This is a genomic window from Streptomyces sp. NPDC004111 (assembly GCF_042874215.1).
Classification (GTDB): domain Bacteria; phylum Actinomycetota; class Actinomycetes; order Streptomycetales; family Streptomycetaceae; genus Streptomyces.
This window is the reverse complement of the sequence record NZ_JBIAMU010000015.1, coordinates 17,372-34,322: the sequence shown is the minus strand read 5'-3', so window position 1 is coordinate 34,322 and position 16,951 is coordinate 17,372. Positions and strand designations below refer to the sequence as shown.

General features: G+C 72.8%; 15 protein-coding genes. 5 read left to right on the top strand and 10 right to left on the bottom strand.

The features are described 5' to 3' along the window. The first annotated feature begins 344 nt into the window (after window positions 1-344). Window positions 345-944 carry a M23 family metallopeptidase gene (locus ACFYVL_RS27310; RefSeq protein ID WP_389249299.1) on the top strand — a complete coding sequence of 200 codons (600 nt, stop codon included), beginning with the start codon at window positions 345-347 and terminating at the stop codon, window positions 942-944. Window positions 945-983: 39 nt separating this feature from the next. On the opposite strand, the gene ACFYVL_RS27305 is transcribed toward ACFYVL_RS27310, so the two are convergent. Continuing rightward, entirely contained in the window at window positions 984-1,577 is a 594-nt protein-coding gene (locus tag ACFYVL_RS27305) for a TetR/AcrR family transcriptional regulator (RefSeq protein WP_389249296.1), read from the bottom strand. Between the two features lie 125 nt (window positions 1,578-1,702). Here ACFYVL_RS27305 and ACFYVL_RS27300 point away from each other — a divergent pair, with 125 nt between their 5' ends. Then, on the top strand, window positions 1,703-3,322 hold the full coding sequence (locus tag ACFYVL_RS27300) for an MDR family MFS transporter (protein ID WP_389249294.1): 1,620 nt from the start codon (window positions 1,703-1,705) through the stop codon (window positions 3,320-3,322). A gap of 147 nt (window positions 3,323-3,469) precedes the next feature. Here the strand turns inward: ACFYVL_RS27300 and cseC are convergent, their stop codons facing one another. From cseC to ACFYVL_RS27270, 6 genes are all read right to left on the bottom strand, one after another. Further along, window positions 3,470-4,774, bottom strand: a complete 1,305-nt coding sequence (cseC, locus tag ACFYVL_RS27295) for a two-component system sensor histidine kinase CseC (RefSeq protein ID WP_389249292.1) — start codon at window positions 4,772-4,774, stop codon at window positions 3,470-3,472. A gap of 13 nt (window positions 4,775-4,787) precedes the next feature. Beyond that, on the bottom strand, window positions 4,788-5,495 hold the full coding sequence (gene cseB / locus ACFYVL_RS27290) for a two-component system response regulator CseB (protein WP_389249290.1): 708 nt from the start codon (window positions 5,493-5,495) through the stop codon (window positions 4,788-4,790). Window positions 5,496-5,659: 164 nt separating this feature from the next. Further along, on the bottom strand, window positions 5,660-6,610 hold the full coding sequence (locus ACFYVL_RS27285; protein WP_389249288.1) for a hypothetical protein: 951 nt from the start codon (window positions 6,608-6,610) through the stop codon (window positions 5,660-5,662). Next, window positions 6,598-7,185, bottom strand: a complete 588-nt coding sequence (locus tag ACFYVL_RS27280) for a SigE family RNA polymerase sigma factor (protein WP_389249286.1) — start codon at window positions 7,183-7,185, stop codon at window positions 6,598-6,600. The genes ACFYVL_RS27285 and ACFYVL_RS27280 overlap by 13 nt, the downstream gene beginning before the upstream one ends. A gap of 150 nt (window positions 7,186-7,335) precedes the next feature. Then, window positions 7,336-8,307 (bottom strand): A/G-specific adenine glycosylase, encoded by a 972-nt coding sequence (locus tag ACFYVL_RS27275; protein WP_389249284.1) that lies wholly within the window; start codon window positions 8,305-8,307, stop codon window positions 7,336-7,338. A 60-nt stretch (window positions 8,308-8,367) separates the two neighbouring features. Beyond that, window positions 8,368-8,994, bottom strand: a complete 627-nt coding sequence (locus tag ACFYVL_RS27270) for a phosphatase PAP2 family protein (RefSeq protein WP_389249282.1) — start codon at window positions 8,992-8,994, stop codon at window positions 8,368-8,370. Between the two features lie 199 nt (window positions 8,995-9,193). On the opposite strand from ACFYVL_RS27270, the gene ACFYVL_RS27265 reads away from it, so the two are divergent. Continuing rightward, on the top strand, window positions 9,194-10,033 hold the full coding sequence (locus ACFYVL_RS27265) for a hypothetical protein (protein WP_389249279.1): 840 nt from the start codon (window positions 9,194-9,196) through the stop codon (window positions 10,031-10,033). A 108-nt stretch (window positions 10,034-10,141) separates the two neighbouring features. On the opposite strand, the gene disA is transcribed toward ACFYVL_RS27265, so the two are convergent. After that, window positions 10,142-11,281 (bottom strand): DNA integrity scanning diadenylate cyclase DisA, encoded by a 1,140-nt coding sequence (gene disA / locus ACFYVL_RS27260; RefSeq protein WP_389249277.1) that lies wholly within the window; start codon window positions 11,279-11,281, stop codon window positions 10,142-10,144. Window positions 11,282-11,383: 102 nt separating this feature from the next. Continuing rightward, window positions 11,384-12,793 carry a DNA repair protein RadA gene (gene radA, locus ACFYVL_RS27255; protein ID WP_389249275.1) on the bottom strand — a complete coding sequence of 470 codons (1,410 nt, stop codon included), beginning with the start codon at window positions 12,791-12,793 and terminating at the stop codon, window positions 11,384-11,386. A gap of 231 nt (window positions 12,794-13,024) precedes the next feature. On the opposite strand from radA, the gene ACFYVL_RS27250 reads away from it, so the two are divergent. Continuing rightward, complete coding sequence (locus ACFYVL_RS27250) at window positions 13,025-14,953, top strand: hypothetical protein (RefSeq protein ID WP_389249273.1); 1,929 nt, start codon at window positions 13,025-13,027, stop codon at window positions 14,951-14,953. A 30-nt stretch (window positions 14,954-14,983) separates the two neighbouring features. On the opposite strand, the gene ACFYVL_RS27245 is transcribed toward ACFYVL_RS27250, so the two are convergent. Continuing rightward, window positions 14,984-15,823 carry a hypothetical protein gene (locus ACFYVL_RS27245; protein ID WP_389249271.1) on the bottom strand — a complete coding sequence of 280 codons (840 nt, stop codon included), beginning with the start codon at window positions 15,821-15,823 and terminating at the stop codon, window positions 14,984-14,986. A gap of 54 nt (window positions 15,824-15,877) precedes the next feature. On the opposite strand from ACFYVL_RS27245, the gene ACFYVL_RS27240 reads away from it, so the two are divergent. Next, the gene (locus ACFYVL_RS27240; RefSeq protein ID WP_389249269.1) at window positions 15,878-16,810 is read left to right on the top strand and encodes a Ppx/GppA family phosphatase; all 933 of its coding nucleotides are present in this window, start codon (window positions 15,878-15,880) and stop codon (window positions 16,808-16,810) included. Window positions 16,811-16,951 lie beyond the last annotated feature (141 nt).

The window sequence follows — 16,951 nt, the reverse complement described above, 5'->3', positions numbered from 1 at the left end:
CATTTCGCCCCTACTAGCGGCAATAGTGGGCCTCTCCGGGCCCTCGGTGGGGCTTTTGGGGTGCGGGGGCCCGGTCCTTGGGCCCGGAGCGCCGGGACCGGGCGCCGACGAGGGTTTATGTCCGATCACGGGCGTTGTGGTGTGCGGTTAAACCCGTTCCGGCGAAGATTTTTTGGTGCCTGGACGGGGGTCGGCGCGGGCGTCAAGGAGCGGAATTCCGGCGCCGCCGCTACGAGGGGCCGTAGTAGCGGAGCGGTTTGGGTGGCTGCTGGGGGCGGGGTTACGAATGTGGGGCAAGCCCGGCGAACCCGCCGGGCTCTCGTGACTCCGGAGGTATCGCCCGTATGTCGAAGCGCGTCTCGTCCCGCCGCATCCGTACCGCAGTCGTCGCCGCCACCTTCGGTGCGACGGTCGTGGCCGGAGCCGGGACCGCCTTCGCCGCCGAGGCCAAGGCTCCGGCCCAGGCTCCCGCCGCGGCGGCCAAGTCCGTCGGCCAGGCCGCCAAGAAGAAGGCCGCCAAGACCAAGCGGTGGGCCAAGCCCGTCCAGGGCTACGCACTCTCCGCCACGTTCGGCAGGGGCGGCACCATGTGGTCCCACAAGCACTCCGGCCAGGACTTCGCCGTGCCGGTCGGCACCAAGGTGAGGGCCGCGGCTGCCGGTGTCGTCGTCAAGGCCGGTCCCAACGGTGGCGGTGACGGCCCCGCGTACGGCAACGCGATCGTCGTGCGGCACGCGGACCGGACGTACTCCCAGTACGCCCACCTCTCCCGCATCCAGGTCCGCCCCGGCCAGCAGGTCGCCGCGGGCCAGCAGATAGCCCTGTCCGGCAACACCGGGAACTCCTCGGGCCCGCACCTGCACTTCGAGATCCGCACCACCCCGAACTACGGCTCGGCCGTCAACCCGGTCGCCTACCTGCGCTCGGTGGGCGTGGTCGTCTGACCCCCCCCGGCGGACTCCGGACGCCCGCCCGCCGGCCGCTCAGGCCGCCGGCTGCGGCGGCTGGGCCCGGGTGACCAGATCGACGGCGACTTCGAGGACGGCCTTCCGCTTCTCCTCGGGGTCGCCTTCGATGTCTTTCAGCGCGAACATCCCCGCGTGCATCGTGAACAGTGCGCTGATGCACCGCACCTGGTCGACGAGCGGAGCCTCCGGCTCCTTGATCACGTCCACCAGGGAGATCATCCGCTCCTTGAACCCGTTGCCGACGGACAGGTCCCGCACGGTGCCCTGGTTCTCCTGCATGAAGCGGAACAGCGGGGCCGCCTTGGTCAGTGCGGCGCTGTAGCGGCCGAGCAGCTCCGTCTTGGTCTCCAGGCTGCGCGGCTGCCCCTGGGCCCACTCGATCAGCTCGTCCATCGGCCGCGTCAGGTCCGCGAAGAGGCTGACCAGGATGTCTTCCTTGGTCTTGAAGTGGTAGTAGAGCGCCGCCTTGGTGACGTCGAGCTTCTCGGCGATCTCCCGCAGCGAGGTCTTCTCGTAACCGCGTTCCGCGAACATCTCCAGTGCTACGTCCTGGATGCGCTGACGCGTGTCACTGCGCCGCGCCCGGCCCGTACCGCTGCTGCTGCTCATCCACGTTCTCCCAAGGCTTGTTCAACTCGACGGAACTTACTTGACGCCCGGCTAGTTGGCGCTCTAACTTCCTTGAGTGTAGCCAACTTGCCGGGCGGCAAGTAAGTGTCGAGAGGGAGCAGGACATGGGGAAAACGGGGATCACCAAGCCACCGGCGCAGGGCGCGCCGGGCGGGCCGAGCGGAACGGACAAGGCGGAGAAGCAGCCGCGCAGCGTGCGGGTGGTGCTGCTCGCGCTCATGATCGCGATGCTGCTCGCCATGCTGGACAACATGATCATCGGCACCGCGATGCCGACCATCGTCGGTGAGCTGGGCGGGCTGGAGCACCTGTCCTGGGTGGTCACCGCCTACACGCTGACCACGGCCGCCTCCACCCCGATCTGGGGCAAGCTCGGCGACCTGTACGGCAGGAAGGGCATCTTCCTCACCTCCATAGTCGTCTTCGTCCTCGGCTCCGTGCTCAGCGGAATGGCCCAGGACATGGGCCAGCTGATCGGCTTCCGGGCCGTCCAGGGTCTGGGCGCGGGCGGTCTGATGGTCGGCGTGATGGCGATCATCGGTGACCTGATTCCGCCGCGCGAGCGCGGCAAGTACCAGGGCATGATGGCCGGCGTGATGGCGCTCGCCATGATCGGCGGCCCGCTGGTCGGCGGTGCGATCACCGACCACCTCGGCTGGCGCTGGTCCTTCTACATCAACGTGCCGCTGGGTGCCGTCGCCCTCGCGATGATCGTCTCCGTGCTGCACCTGCCGAAGAAGGAGCGGGGCAAGGGGAAGATCGACTACCTGGGCGCCGGGCTGCTGACCATCGGCATCACCGCGATCGTGCTGGTCACGACGTGGGGCGGCACCGAGTACGCCTGGGGCTCCGGGCTGATCCTCGGCCTGATCGCCACCGGTCTCGTCGCGATCGCCGCCTTCCTGTTCGTCGAGACGAAGGCGTCGGAGCCGATCATTCCGCTGCACATCTTCCGGAACCGGAACTTCACGCTGATGTCGGTGATCGGCTTCATCGTCGGCTTCGTGATGTTCGGCGCGGTGCTCTACCTCCCGCTCTTCCAGCAGTCCGTACAGGGTGCGTCGGCGACCAACTCCGGCCTGCTCCTGCTGCCGATGCTGCTGTCGATGATGGTGGTCTCGCTGGTGGTGGGCCGGGTCACGACCAGCACCGGCAAGTACAAGATGTTCCCGATCGCGGGCGGTGCGCTGATCACGGTCGGACTGTTCCTGCTGTCCCAGATGGACACCGGGACCTCGCGGCTGACCTCCGGGATCTACATGGCGGTGCTCGGCGCCGGCATGGGCTTCCTGATGCAGATCACCATGCTGGTCGCGCAGAACAGCGTGGAGCCCAAGGACATGGGCGTCGCCTCGTCCTCCACCACCCTCTTCCGGACCCTGGGCTCCTCGTTCGGCGTCTCGGTGATGGGCGCGCTGTTCACGGCGCGGGTCGCCGACGAGATGGTGGCGCGCGGCGCGCCGGGCGGTATGCCCAAGGGCGCGGCGGTCAGTGCCGAGGCGCTGGCGAAGCTGCCGGAGCAGATGCGGGAGATGGTCCAGTACGCGGTCGCGGCCGGTACGCACGGGGCGTTCCTGCTGGGCGCGGGGGTCGCGGTGGTGGCCTTCGTGGCGGCCTTCTTCGTGAAGGAGGTCGTACTGAAGGGCGCGGGCCCGAAGGACGCGCCCGCCGCCGCGGAGCAGGGCGGCACCGAGGCCCGGGAACCGGTCCCGGCCAAGGCGTAGCCGGTACGGGAGCGCTACCGGCCACGGCCTGGCCGGTCCCGTGCACGAGAAGGCCCCCGGGGACTCCCCACCCCGGGGGCCTTTGGCTGCCCGGCGGGCGGGCGGCGGGCAGCGGGAGGCCCCCGGCGGGAGCCTGCCGCCGACCGGTCAGCGGCGGCGCGGGGGCAGGTCCGCCAGGTTGACGATGGGGAAGCTGCCGGTGGCCGTCGGGGCGTGTTCCGGGAGCCACAGGACCGCGATGGCGCCGCCGTCCTGCTGGGCGTTGCGGAAGGTGAGGCGGGCGCCGAGCACCTTGGCCTGTCCCGAGGCGATGGTCAGGCCCAGGCCGTGGCCGTGGCCCGCCCGGTCCGACGAGCCGGTGCGGAACCGGCTAGGGCCCTCGCGCAGCAGGTCCGCCGGGAACCCCTTGCCGTGGTCGCGCACCCGCACTACCCGGCCCTCCACCGTCACCTCGAAGGGCGGCGCACCGTGCTTGGCCGCGTTGCCGAGGAGGTTGCCGATGATGCGCTCCAGGCGGCGCGGGTCGGTGTTCACGTAACTCTCGTGCACCACCCGCACGACCGCGTCCGGGTAGAGCGAGGAGACCCGGCGCGAGACGAACTCGCCCAGGGCGATCTCCTGGAGCTCCGCCCGCTCGGCCGCGCTGTCCAGCCGGGCGACCTCCAGTACGTCCTCGACCAGGGTGCGCAGCGCCTGCGCCCGGTCCCTGACCAGTTCGGTGGGGCGCCCGGGGGGCAGCAGTTCGGCGGCGGTGAGCAGACCGGTCACCGGGGTGCGCAGCTCGTGGGCGATGTCGGCGGTGACCCGCCGCTCCGCCTCCACCCGCTCCTGGAGCGCGTCGGTCAGCGCGTCCACCGCGCGGGCCAGCTCGTCCGTCTCGTCGCGTACGAAACCGCCGATCGCCTCCCGCACCCGGACCTGCGAGTTGCCGTGCGCGACGTCCGTGGCCGCCGAAGCCGCCTTGCGCAGCCGGCGCGAGATCGAACCGCCGATCAGGATGCCGAGCGCGCAGCCCCCGAAGACGACCGCCACCGAGCCGATCACCAGCGCCTTGTCGAGGTCCTCGACCACGGCGGCGTTGCCGGGGAAACGGGTGTGCAGCGAGAGGATGTCGTTGCCGGGGTAGGGGACCGCCGCCCACACCTCGGGGACCCCCTTGGAGTCCTCCTGGACGTAGGTGGCCCGCCGGCCGTGCGCCAGCTTGGCGCGCAGCTCCGCGGGCAGCGCCGGGTCGTTGAGCTTGGAGCCGACCTTGGGGTCGCGGGAGGACTCGTACAGCCGCTGGGCGAACTGGAGCCGGTCCAGTTGCAGGTCGCGCGCGTTGTCGAGCATCGAGACGCGCGCAGAGTTGTGCACGACGAGGCTGAGCGCGACGGCGATGAGCGCGCTGACCGCGGCGATGGCCACACTGATCTTCCAGCGGATGCCGGTGCGGAGCACGAAGCGCTTCATGAAGGAGCGAGCCTCAGGCCTTCAACTTGTAGCCGAAGCCGCGGACCGTTTCGATCCGGTCCTGGCCGATCTTGGTACGCAGCCGCTGCACATGGACGTCCACGACCCGGGTGTCGCCGCCCCAGCCGTAGTCCCACACCCGTTCCAGGAGCCGGTCGCGGGAGAGCACCGTGCCCGGTGCCGCCGAGAACTCCAGCAGCAGCCGCATCTCGGTCGGTGTCAGCGCCACCGGCTCCCCGGCCTTGCGGACCTCCATGCCCTCGGTGTCCACCACCAGCTCGCCGAAGGTCAGCACCCCGCCCTCGCCGTCGCCGGGCACCGCGTCCGCACCGGCGCCCGCGCCGCCCGAGGCGTGGCCGAAGCGGCGCAGCACGGCGCGGATCCGGGCGACCAGGACCGAGCCGTCGAACGGCTTCGTCACGTAGTCGTCGGCGCCCGCCTCCAGCCCGAGGACCACGTCGATGGAGTCGGCGCGTGCCGACAGCATGATCACGGGGACCGTGGACTCGTCACGGATGCGCCGGCAGAGGCTGACCCCGTCCATCCCGGGCAGCATCACGTCCAGCAGCGCGATGTCCGGCTGCTGCGCGCGGAACGCCTCCAGGCCGGACAGGCCGTCCGGCATCGCGGTCACGGTGAACCCGTCCCGCTCCAGGGCGAGCTGGGTCGCCTCACGGATCACATCGTCGTCCTCGACGAACAGGACGTGGGTATCGGCCATGATGTGCTGCTCTCTCGCTGCTCTTCCGCTGCTGGGTCGGGTCGGTGCCAGGTGCCGGGTGCCAGGTGTTGCCGGGGGCCGGGGCCGGCCGTCCGGCGCCGGGGTGTTCCGTACCAGGTTGCCAGTGCCGGGCCCGGGGTGCCCGGTCCCGGCGCGTGGCTCCGTCACGGATTCGGTTCGGTGCTCCGGCCCGCGCCGGGCGACGGCGTCGGCCCGTCGGCCGGTCCGGTGGGTGCGGCGCTCGGCGTGGTGCCCGGTCCGGCGGACTTCCCGGCCCGCTCGCCCGCCGCCTTCTCGGCGGCCTCCTTCTTGAGCCGCTCGGTCTCCTGCTGCTCCGCGCTCTGCTTCTCGCCGTTCCCGTCGCCGTTGCCGACGGCCTTGCTGTAGCTGTTCTCCACCCGGTCGTGCTCGGTGAACCTGTCCCCGGTCCAGCGGTACGTCACCACCACCTCCCCGGACGGAAAGGCCACCGCGTCGCCCTGCTTGTACTGCGGCCGGGTCACCACCAGGTCGCCCCGGTCGATCTCCGCGTACACCGCGGGCTCCTCGGCCACGAAGACGTTCTTGTAGCGCCCCTGCTCCTCGCGGAACACGTACGAGCCGATCCCCACCGCGTCGGCGCAGGTCATCACGTTGACCACGACGTCGTCCGAGCCGTTGGCGGTGACCCTGCCGTACGACGCGTCCACCGGGAAGATGTCCTTCACGCACGGCTTGAGGTCCTGCTTGACGGTCTCGCTGACCTTCGGGTCGTTCTTGAGGAGCTCCACCGGGTCGATCCGCTCGGCGGGCATCGCGTCCGACGCGGACGCCGAGGACCGCGGCTGCGGGGTGACCTTCGCGGCCACCGGGTCGGAGCGGGCCGGACCCTCGTCCCGGGTGCCGGTTCCCCCCGTACCGCAGGAGACGGCGAACAGGCCGACGGCGGCGAGCCCGGCCACCGCCGTGGTGCTCACCGCCATGAAACCCCGCTGGGACACGCCGCCGCGTCCGGACCTGCCTGCCGGACCCGTGGACAGGACCTCGGTCCCGTCGCCGGGCCGGTCCCCGGGCTCGTTGTCCGGGTCGCCGCCGGGCCTGTCCTCGACGCCGTTTCCGCTGCCTAGGCCGCGCACCGCTCCTGCCCCCGTTCGCCCCGCACTCCGCCACGCACGTCACTGCCGCCCCGGCCGTCACCCCGCTCCAGGGCCCGGAAGTCCAGGTCCCGGCTCTCCAGCTCCTGGCGCAGCCGTGCGAGCGCACGGTGCAGTGTGCTCTTGACGGTACCGGCAGACATGCCCAGAGCGGCAGCGGTCTCCTCGGTGCTCATCTGCTCCCAGTGACGCAATACGACCACGCTGCGCTGCTTCGGCGCCAGCACACCGAGGATGTCCATCAGCAGGGCGCGGTCCGCGCGCTGCTCCGTGCCGTCCTCGACGCGGGCGTCGGGCAGCTGCTCGGTGGGAACCTCGTCCAGCTTGCGGGCCCGCCACCACTCCGTACGCGTGTTGATCATGACACGGCGCAGATAGGCGTCGGCCAGCGACTTGTCCGCGATGCCGTCCCAGCGGCCGTACGTACGGGCGAGGGCGGTCTGCAGCAGGTCCTGGGCGTCGACCGGGTCCGGGACGAGCCGACGGGCACTGCGCAGCAGCGCCTCCTGCCGCGTGCGTACGTACTCCTCGAATCCGAGCACCTCGCCGTGCGCCATTCGAACCGCCTCCGTCCCGTCCCGTTTCCCACTGCGTATCCCCTGTGCTCATGAAGCTACGGAGGGGTTGTCACGGGGTTGTGCGGGTCAGCGCTCGGAGGGCGCACGGCTGTCCATCGGTTGTGTAACGACGAATGCGCTCCAGCAGGTTTAGCTGTGCGGAAGCCGGTACATGTCGCCCGCCAGCGGCTCCACCAGACCGTCCGAAACCAGCCCGTCCAGGGCGCGCGCCCGTTGCACCGGCTCGTGCCACACGGCGTCAAGTGCCGCCTGCGGCACGGGAGTCGTCGCCTCCCGCAGTACGGCCAGCAGCCGGCCGCGGACCTGGCGGTCGGTGCCCGCGTACGTCTGGGCGCGCCGGGCGGGACCCTCGTGCGGGGGCTTGCCCGCCTGCAGCCAGGCGCACTGCGCGGAGACCGGGCAGCGCCCGCACTCCGGGTTCTTCGCGGTGCAGACCAGGGCGCCGAGCTCCATCGAGGAGGCCGCCCAGCGGGCCGCGGTGGGGACGTCCTCGGGCAGCAGCGCGCGGGCCAGCTTGCGCTCGGCGGCGGTGGTCGCGTTCGGCGGGTACTCGACGCCGGTCACCGCGCGGGCGATCACCCGCCGCACATTGGTGTCCAGGACGGCGTGCCGCTGCCCGTACGCGAAGGAGGCGACGGCCGCGGCCGTGTACTCGCCGATCCCGGGCAGCGCGAGGAGCTGCGAGTGCTCCCGCGGCACGTCGCCGCCGTGCCGTTCCGTTATGGCGGTGGCCGCCCCGTGCAGGCGCAGCGCGCGGCGCGGGTAGCCGAGCCGGCCCCAGGCGCGGACGGCCTCGCCGGAGGGTTCGGCGGCCAGGTCGGCGGGGCGCGGCCAGCGCGCCATCCACTGCTCGTACACCGGCAGCACCCGGCTGACCGGCGTCTGCTGGAGCATGAACTCGCTGACCATCACGCCCCAGGGACCCGCTTCGGGGTGCCGCCAGGGCAGGTCGCGGGCGTGGCCGTCGAACCAGGCGTTGACGTGGGGGTGCAGGACGGGCAGCGCGGCGCCGGAGGGGCCGTCGCCGTTCTCGTACGCGCCCTTGGACGCGGTCGCGGGTGCGGTCTCGGTCTCGGGAGTGAACTCAGTGGTCGCAGTCATGGCACTTCCGATCCTGGCACGAAACGCCGTGCGGACGGCCGAGGCGGGACACGGGCGCGGTCATGTCAGGCTCCGGGTGCGCCGCGTGGTGCCCGGTCCGGCGAACCACAGCAGCACTCCTATGCTGCTCGCCCGCATCCACATGACCGAGGACTGGGCGAGCCGGGCCGAGCCCCACACCAGCAGGCCCGCGCCGATCCCGCCGACCAGCAGGCCCACCAGGACGTCGTGCGGGTAGTGCACGCCGACGAACACCCGGGACAGCGCCATCAGCAGCGCCATCGGCGCGACGAACACCGCGAGCCGCGGCCACGCCAGGATGAGCCCGACGGCGGCGGCGCCCGCGATCGTGGAGTGGTTGCTGGGGAAGGACCAGTCGCCCACCGCGGGGCACTCGATCAACGGCCGGGCCGCCCTGGCCACGGCCCGGCACGGCCGGTCCTCCTGGATGAACGACTTGGACACCTCGCTCACCACGTACATCACCCCGGTGGCCAGCGGCGCCAGCACGGCCACCGCGACGGCCGCCGCGCTGTCGCCGCGGGCGCGCCACCACACGAGAAGGAACAGGCCCGCGAAGATCAGCAGCCCCAGCTCCGTCCATATCTCCGCCAGGTACTGGAACCAGCCGGGGGTGGAGTGCGCGAAGTTGAGGATGGCGCGGTAGAGCGCGCTGCTGCTTTCCATGAACACAGAAGGTACGGAAAGTGGGCTCTGCACACACAATCGGCGAACGTCATCCCCCGACCCCGACGAAAGTAGGGGGTGCGCGGGGGCGCGAGGGGCGGACGGGCGCCGCCCGACCGGAATGATGATCGGCAAAAGTTGTCGTGACAGCGGCGGGTGGGGCAGGAGTTGGGCCCGCTTCTCTCGTAGAGTTCAGGCCGTGGGATCTCTGCGCAATCCAGTCGGGCCGCTACCCTCCTCCATTTACTGGCGACGGAGGGCCGTCGGGCTGTCCGTGCTGGCGCTGTTGGTGGTGCTGGTGCTCTGGGCCGTGCTCTCCGGTGGGGGAGACGGCGACAAGAGCGGCAAGGGCAAGGGCGGTCCGTCGCCCGCCGCCTCCATCACCCCCGGCCCCTCGGGCACCGGCCCCGTGGTCCCGGGCGAACCGGGCGGCCGTGACGAGCCCGGCGGCTCGGGCGGCGACGGCGCGGACAACGGCTCCACGGGCGGCGGGAGTACGGACTCCGGCGGCGCCGACGGGTCTGCGGCGGGCGCGGGTTCGGCGGGGGCCGGCGGGGGTTCCGGCGGCTCGGGCGGTGCGGGCGGTGCCGGTGGCGGCGGCGGTGCCGGTGGTGCCGGTCAGCAGGTCCCGGCGAACTCACCGCTCGTCACCTGTGCGCCCGCCTCGGTCGAGTTGACCGTGCGCACCGTGCAGAACGACGTCGACGTCGACAAGAAGGCCAAGTTCGAGGTCGTCGCGAAGAACCTCTCGGCCGCGGACTGCAAGCTGGACTTCGGTCCGGCGGCGGCGGTGGTCAACGTGAAGAACACCGACGGCGACACGGTCTGGTCCTCCAAGGACTGCCCCGAGGGCGCCAGGTCGCTGATGCTCCGCGTCCCGGCGAAGACGACGGTCACCCACCCCGTGGAGTGGGACCGCACCCGCAGCGACGCGAAGAAGTGCGAGGCACCGGCGGGCGGTTCGGTCCCGCCGGGGACGTACGTGGTGGAACTGGTGGGGGCGAAGGTACCGGCTTCGGTCTACCTGAAGAAGGACTGATCAGGCAGAGCGTTGTGGGCCGCTCGCGCAGTTGCCCGCGCCCCCTCGAAGGGGCGCGGGCAACTGCGCGAGCGGTCGCGTATCGGCCGCGGCCGTGTACCCGGGCTCTCAGACGTAGCGTTCGAGGATCGAGGACTCCGCCAGGCGGGAGAGGCCCTCGCGGACCGAGCGGGCCCTTGCCTCGCCGACGCCGTCGACCGTCTGGAGGTCGTCGACGCTCGCGGCGAGCAGCTTCTGCAGCCCGCCGAAGTGCTCGACCAGCCGCTCGATGATCGCGCCGGGAAGGCGCGGCACCTTCGCCAGCAGGCGGTAGCCCCGCGGCGACACCGCCGAGTCCAGCGTCTCGGGCGAGCCGCTGTAGCCCAACGCCCTCGCCACTATCGGCAGTTCCAGCAGCTCGCCGTGGGTCAGCGCGTCCAGCTCGGTGAGCGCCTCGCCCACCGTGCGCGAGCGCTTCGCCGTCGGCTCGGGCACGTAGTCCCGTACGACCAGTTCGCGCTCCGGCTCGACACCGGCGATCAGCTCGTCCAGCTGGAGGGAGAGCAGACGGCCGTCCGTGCCCAGCTCGACCACGTACTCGGCGATCTCGGTGGCGATCCGGCGGACCATCTCCAGGCGCTGCGCCACGGCCGTGACGTCGCGGACCGTCACCAGGTCCTCGATCTCCAGGGCGGAGAGGGTGCCCGCGACCTCGTCGAGGCGGAGCTTGTACCGCTCCAGGGTGGCCAGCGCCTGGTTCGCCCGGGAGAGGATCGCGGCCGACTCCTCCAGCACGCGGCGCTCGCCGTTCACGTACAGAGCGATCAGCCGCATCGACTGGGAGACCGAGACGACGGGGAAGTTGCACTGCTTGGAGACGCGGTCCGCCGTGCGGTGCCGGGTGCCGGTCTCCTCGGTGTGGATCGACGCGTCGGGCACCAGCTGGACGCCCGCCCGCAGGATCTTGGTCATGTCCTTGTCGAGGATCAGCGCGCCGTCCAGCTTGCACAGCTCGCGCAGCCGGGTCGCGGTGAACTCGACGTCGAGGACGAAGCCGCCGGTGCACATCGACTCGACGGTCTTGTCCATGCCGAGGACGATCAGTCCGCCGGTGTTGCCGCGCAGAATGCGCTCCAGGCCGTCGCGCAGCGCCATGCCGGGCGCTACGGCGCTCAGCGAGGCGCGGATCTGGGCCTCGTTGCCGGAGCCCGAGGTGCTGGAGCCTCCGCCGGACTTTCCGGGTGACGAGGCCCGGTCGTTGGCTGCCACTGCACTCCTCCGGTCACGGGGGTCACGGGTCGGGGCCGTCCCTGGCAGGGACGGTCAACTTCGCCTCGCGTACGCGGTGGACAGGCGAGACCAGGGCAAAGTCTACCGGCGCTCCTCCTCGCTCCGTGGGGCCTGTGCGCGAGACCGGCGCGGAAGGACGCTCAGGGCGGCGCCCATGTCCGCCACCTCGGTCACCTTCATTCCTGCGGGAACACGGCCCGGGTCGCCCGGAACCAGCGCGTGGGTGAATCCCAGCCGGTGCGCCTCGGCCAGTCTTCGTTGTACGCCCGTTACCCGGCGGACCTCTCCGGCGAGGCCCACCTCGCCGATCGCGACGAGGTTCTTGGGCAGCGGGGTGTCGCTGGCGGCCGAGGCCAGGGCGAGGGCGACGGCCAGGTCCGAGGCGGGTTCGGAGAGCTTCACGCCGCCGACCGTGGCGCAGTAGATGTCGCGCTTGCCGAGCGCGCTGATCCGCCCGCGCTGTTCGAGGACCGCCAGCATCATCGAGACGCGGGAGGTCTCCAGGCCGGAGGTGGTGCGGCGGGGGGAGGGGATCTGGGAGTCGACGGTGAGGGCCTGGACCTCGGCGACCAGGGGGCGGCGGCCCTCCAGGGTGACGGTCAGGCAGGTGCCGGGCACGGCGATGTCGCGGCGGGTGAGGAAGAGGCCGGAGGGGTCGGCGAGGCCGGTGATGCCCTCGTCGTGCAGTTCGAAGCAGCCGACCTCGTCGGTGGCCCCGTACCGGTTCTTCACGCCGCGGACCAGCCGCAGCCGGGCGTGCCGGTCGCCCTCGAAGGAGAGGACGACGTCGACCAGGTGCTCCAGGAGGCGGGGGCCGGCGATGTTGCCGTCCTTGGTGACGTGGCCGACCAGGAGGGTCGACATGCCGCGCTCCTTGGAGGCCCGGATGAGGGCGCCCGCGACCTCCCTGACCTGGGCCATGCCGCCGGGCGCGCCGTCGATCTCGGGGGAGGCGACGGTCTGCACGGAGTCCATGATCAGCAGGGACGGCTTGACCGCGTCGAGGTGGCCGAGGACGGCGGAGAGGTCGGTCTCGGCGGCGAGGTAGAGGTGGTCGTCGAGGGCGTTGATGCGGTCGGCGCGCAGCCGGACCTGGCTCGCCGACTCCTCGCCCGTGACGTACAGGGTGCGGTGCTCCTCGCTGGCCGCCTTGGCGGCGACGTCGAGCAGCAGGGTGGACTTGCCCACGCCCGGCTCGCCCGCGAGCAGCACCACGGCGCCCGGCACCAGGCCGCCGCCCAGCACCCGGTCCAGTTCGTCGACGCCGGTGGAGCGGGCGGTGGCGGTGCGGCCGTCGACCTGGCCGATGGGGAGCGCGGCCGTGGAGACCCGGCCCGCGGCGGTGGTGCGGACCGCGGGCGCGCCGTACTCCTCGACGGTCCCCCAGGCCTGGCACTCCGGGCAACGGCCGAGCCACTTGGCGGTCGTCCAGCCGCACTCGGTGCAGCGGTAGGACGGCCGGTCCTTCGCGGATTTCGTACGGGCAGCCATGGCGTCACCGTACAGACGCGCACTGACAACGCGGCCGGGGGCCGCCCGCGGGGGAGTGCGCGGGAGCGCCGGGCATCGTCGCGGTGGGTGAGGGCATAGGCCACCGGTAAGGGCCGAACAGGGGCGGAATCCGCGATTCCTGTCCTCTTTTGAGGGATCTGTTCACCCGTACGGATTAAATGGGCGCCAGGTGAGCCAGGGGGCGGGTGTGACGCGCCTACGGTCGGCCGGATGACGAGCAGCAGGCGGGAGCACCCCACACGCACCACCGGGAAAACCGGCGCCACGGGCCCCTCCGGGAACACCGGCACCGCCGGGAGCCCAGGGGGCGCGGGCCCCTCCCTGGGCGCCGACACCGCCCAGAGCACCTCGGCGGGTGCCACCGGGGCGCGCCGCGCGCACCGGCGTGCGCCCCGCACGCTCGCCCAGCGCCCGCCGACCCGCTACGAACCCCATCTGGACGGGCTGTTCACCTACGCGCTCTCCGTGCTGCGCGACCACGACGTGGCGACCGCGGTACTGGGCGACGTACTGGCCCTCGCCGAGCGCAGCCAGGGCCGCTGCCCCACCGACGAGGCGGAGCGCAAGGCGTGGCTCTACGCGCTGGCCCGCTGGGGCTGTCTGCGCCGGCTCGCCGAGGACAAGCGCCGCCGCCAGGCCACGCACGGCGGCCACCAGTCCCACCGCCCGCCCGCGGCCGTCCCCGAACCGGAGATCCCGGTCGAGGCGAGCGTGGCCCGTGCCCGGCACGCCGACCTCACCCGGCTCGCCTGGCCGGAGGCGGCCGGCACCACCCCCGAGCAGCGCGAGGCCCTCGAACTGGCCGTCCGGCACGGCCTGACCGCCCGCCAGCTCGCCTCCGTCCTCAACCTCGACCACGCCTCCGCGCGCGAACTGCTGGCCGCCGCGGCCTGCGAGGTGGAGCGCACCCGGGCCGCCCTGATCGTCGTCGAGACCGGCAACTGCCCGACCGTCGCCCGGCTCACCGACGACAGCCAGGTGCTGCTCAGCACCGCGCTCCGCGGCGAACTGGTCCGGCACGTCGACGACTGCCCGCTCTGCCGGCGCGCCGCCGAGCGCGCGGGCGCGAGCGGCCCGTGGCCCGGCACCGGCGCCTCCCCCGGCCGCCTCCCCCTGGTCGAGGCACCCAGGGCGGCGGCGTACGCGGCGATGCTGCACGCCCCGCGCGTGCCCCGGAACAACACCCCGCGCTTCGACCGCACCGGATTCCCGCTCGACCCCAAGGACCGGGCCGCGCGCCGGGAGCGGCTGCGCACCCGCGCCGTCACCACGACGGTGGTGGCCACCGTGGTCGCCGCCCCGGTCTTGGCGCTGTGGGCCGCCTACCGGGGCGCCCCCGCGACGGGCGAGGGGCCGCGCGGCGCCTCGGTCACCGCCAGCGAGGAGGACGGCGTGCCGGGGCGCGACGGCACCCCGTACGAGGGCTCCACCAGCGGCTACGAGAACGCGGGCAACGCGCACGACGGGGCCGACCGGGGCTCCCGCGGCGGCCCGGGGGTCGCCGTCAAGGTCCTGACCCCGGGCCGCACTTCGCCCGGCGCGGGCACGCTGACCGTGACCGCGGTGCCCTCGGGCGGTACGACGGTGGTCCGGCTCGCCGTGTCGGGGGCCGGGCCGGTCACCTGGTCGATGTGGTCCAACGCGCCCTGGCTGCACCTGAGCCGCAGCGCCGGAACCCTGGCGCCCGGCGAGTCCGCCACCGTCTACATCACGGTCGACCGGAGCAGGGAGCCCGCCGACCCCTGGACCGCCCGGCTCGGGGTGTCGCCCTCCGGGGCGGTGATATCCGTCTCCGGCAGGGGCACGGCGCCGACCGGACCCGGTACGGACCCGGGCCACGGCGGTGACCCCGGGCCGACCCCGGGCGGGACCCCAGGCCCCTCCCCGACACAGCCCACGGACCCGCCGACCACGCCGCCGACGCACCCGCCCACCGATCCGCCGACCACGCCGCCCACGGACCCGCCGACCACCCCGCCGACGGACCCGCCCACCACGCCGCCCACCGATCCGCCGACCACCCCGCCGACGGACCCGCCGACCACACCGCCCACGGACCCGCCGAGCACGCCGCCGCCGTCGGAGCCGCCGACCACCCCGCCGCCCTCGGACCCTCCGGCGACGCCGTCACCCTCCTGACACGGCCCCCGGCCGCCCCCGCGGACGGGCTCAGCCCGTCGGGTCCGCCGGGTGCGGGGCCACCAGCGGCAGCTGGGAGGCGAGACGGGCCTCGCACAGCTCGGCGAGCTTCGCGTAGCCCCCGGCCCCCATCAGCTCGGTCAGCTCGGGGCGGTAGGACACGTAGACGGGGTCGCCCGCACCGTGCGCGGAGGTCGCGGAGGTGCACCACCAGTGCAGGTCGTGGCCGCCGGGCCCCCAGCCGCGCCGGTCGTACTCACCGATCGTGACCTGGAGGATCTTCGTGTCGTCCGGCCGCTCGATCCAGTCGTAGGTCCGCCGCACCGGCAGCTGCCAGCACACGTCCGGCTTGGTCTCCAGGGGTTCCTTGCCCTCGCGCAGCGCGAGGATGTGCAGCGAGCAGCCCGCGCCGCCCGCGAAACCGGGCCGGTTCTGGAAGATGCAGGAGCCCTCCCAGCGCCGCGTCTGGCGGTCACCGTCCTCGTCGGTCTGCACCCAGCCGCCGTTCGGGCCCTTCACGCCCCGGGACGTCTGCGCCACGTCGTGGAACTGCCAGATGTCCGGCGTCAGCCGGGCCACGTGGCCGGCCACCCGCTGCTCGTCGTCCTCGTCGGAGAAGTGCGCCCCCAGCGTGCAGCAGCCGTCGTCCGCGCGCCCCAGCCTGATGCCCTGGCAGCCGCTTCCGAAAATGCACGTCCACTTCGAGGTCAGCCAGGTCAGGTCGCACCGGAAGACCTGTTCCGCATCCTCCGGATCGGGGAACTCGACCCACGCACGGGCGAAGTCCAGCCCCTGCTCGTCGTTCTTCGCCACGTCCGGCTTCGACTGCTTGGCGGCTTTTCCCGGCTTCGCCTTTTTCGTCTTTGGCACGGGGCAAGGGTAGGCGCAGCGGCGGGTCCGGCGCGCCGCAGTAGCGTTCCGTACATGAGACTCGGAGTCCTCGACGTCGGTTCGAACACGGTGCACCTGCTGGTGGTGGACGCCCATCGCGGCGCCCGCCCGCTTCCCGCGCATTCCTACAAGGCGGAACTCCGCCTCGCCCAGCTGCTCGACGAGGGCGGTGCGATCAGCCCCGAAGGCATAGACCTCCTGGTCAGCACCGTCGGGGAGGCGATGCAGGCGGCCGAGGACAAGGGCTGCGAGGACGTCCTGCCGTTCGCCACCTCGGCCGTCCGGGAGGCCAGCAACGCCGATCTCGTACTGACCCGGGTCCGCGAGGAGACGGGCGCCGACCTCCAGGTGCTGTCCGGCGAGGACGAGGCCCGGCTGACCTTCCTGGCGGCCCGCCGCTGGTTCGGCTGGTCGGCGGGCAAGCTGCTGCTGCTCGACATCGGCGGTGGCTCGCTGGAGATCGCGTACGGCATCGACGAGGACCCCGACGCGGCCGTCAGCCTGCCGCTCGGCGCCGGGCGGCTGACCGCGGGCCGGCTGCCCGGCGACCCGCCCGACACCCAGGACGTACGCGCGCTCCGCCGACATGTACGCGCCGAAATCGCCCGTACGGTCGGGGAGTTCGCCCGGTTCGGCAAGCCCGACCACGTGGTCGCCACCTCCAAGACCTTCCGGCAGCTCGCCCGGATCGCCGGTGCCGCGCGCTCCGCGGACGGCCTCTACGTCCAGCGCGAGCTGAGCCGCAGCTCGCTGGAGGAGTGGGTGCCCAAGCTGGCCGCGATGACCGCCGAGCAGCGCGCGGGCCTGCCCGGCGTGTCGGTGGAGCGCGCCCCGCAGCTCGTCGCGGGAGCCCTGGTCGCCGAGGCCGCCATGGACCTCTTCGAGGTGCAGACGCTGGAGATCTGTCCGTGGGCGCTGCGGGAGGGCGTCATCCTGCGCCGGCTGGACAACCTGCCCTCGTCCTGAGGAGCCTCCGTACGGGCCGGCCGGCGGGAGCGCGCGGGAGGCCCGGGGCGGACGGCCGGAGGCCCGGGGCGGGGAGCCGGGTGGCGGGCAGCCGGGGGCCGGGTGGCGGGCAGCCGGGTGTCCGGGTGGCCGGGAACGGGC

Bases quoted from the DNA above. Each gene is read 5' to 3' on its own strand.
- ACFYVL_RS27310 (WP_389249299.1), top strand. From the start codon at position 345: ATGTCGAAGCGCGTCTCGTCCCGCCGCATCCGTACCGCAGTCGTCGCC.
- ACFYVL_RS27305 (WP_389249296.1), bottom strand. From the start codon at position 1,577: ATGAGCAGCAGCAGCGGTACGGGCCGGGCGCGGCGCAGTGACACGCGT.
- ACFYVL_RS27300 (WP_389249294.1), top strand. From the start codon at position 1,703: ATGGGGAAAACGGGGATCACCAAGCCACCGGCGCAGGGCGCGCCGGGC.
- cseC (WP_389249292.1), bottom strand. From the start codon at position 4,774: ATGAAGCGCTTCGTGCTCCGCACCGGCATCCGCTGGAAGATCAGTGTG.
- cseB (WP_389249290.1), bottom strand. From the start codon at position 5,495: ATGGCCGATACCCACGTCCTGTTCGTCGAGGACGACGATGTGATCCGT.
- ACFYVL_RS27280 (WP_389249286.1), bottom strand. From the start codon at position 7,185: ATGGCGCACGGCGAGGTGCTCGGATTCGAGGAGTACGTACGCACGCGG.
- ACFYVL_RS27275 (WP_389249284.1), bottom strand. From the start codon at position 8,307: ATGACTGCGACCACTGAGTTCACTCCCGAGACCGAGACCGCACCCGCG.
- ACFYVL_RS27270 (WP_389249282.1), bottom strand. From the start codon at position 8,994: ATGGAAAGCAGCAGCGCGCTCTACCGCGCCATCCTCAACTTCGCGCAC.
- radA (WP_389249275.1), bottom strand. From the start codon at position 12,793: ATGGCTGCCCGTACGAAATCCGCGAAGGACCGGCCGTCCTACCGCTGC.
- ACFYVL_RS27250 (WP_389249273.1), top strand. From the start codon at position 13,025: ATGACGAGCAGCAGGCGGGAGCACCCCACACGCACCACCGGGAAAACC.
- ACFYVL_RS27240 (WP_389249269.1), top strand. From the start codon at position 15,878: ATGAGACTCGGAGTCCTCGACGTCGGTTCGAACACGGTGCACCTGCTG.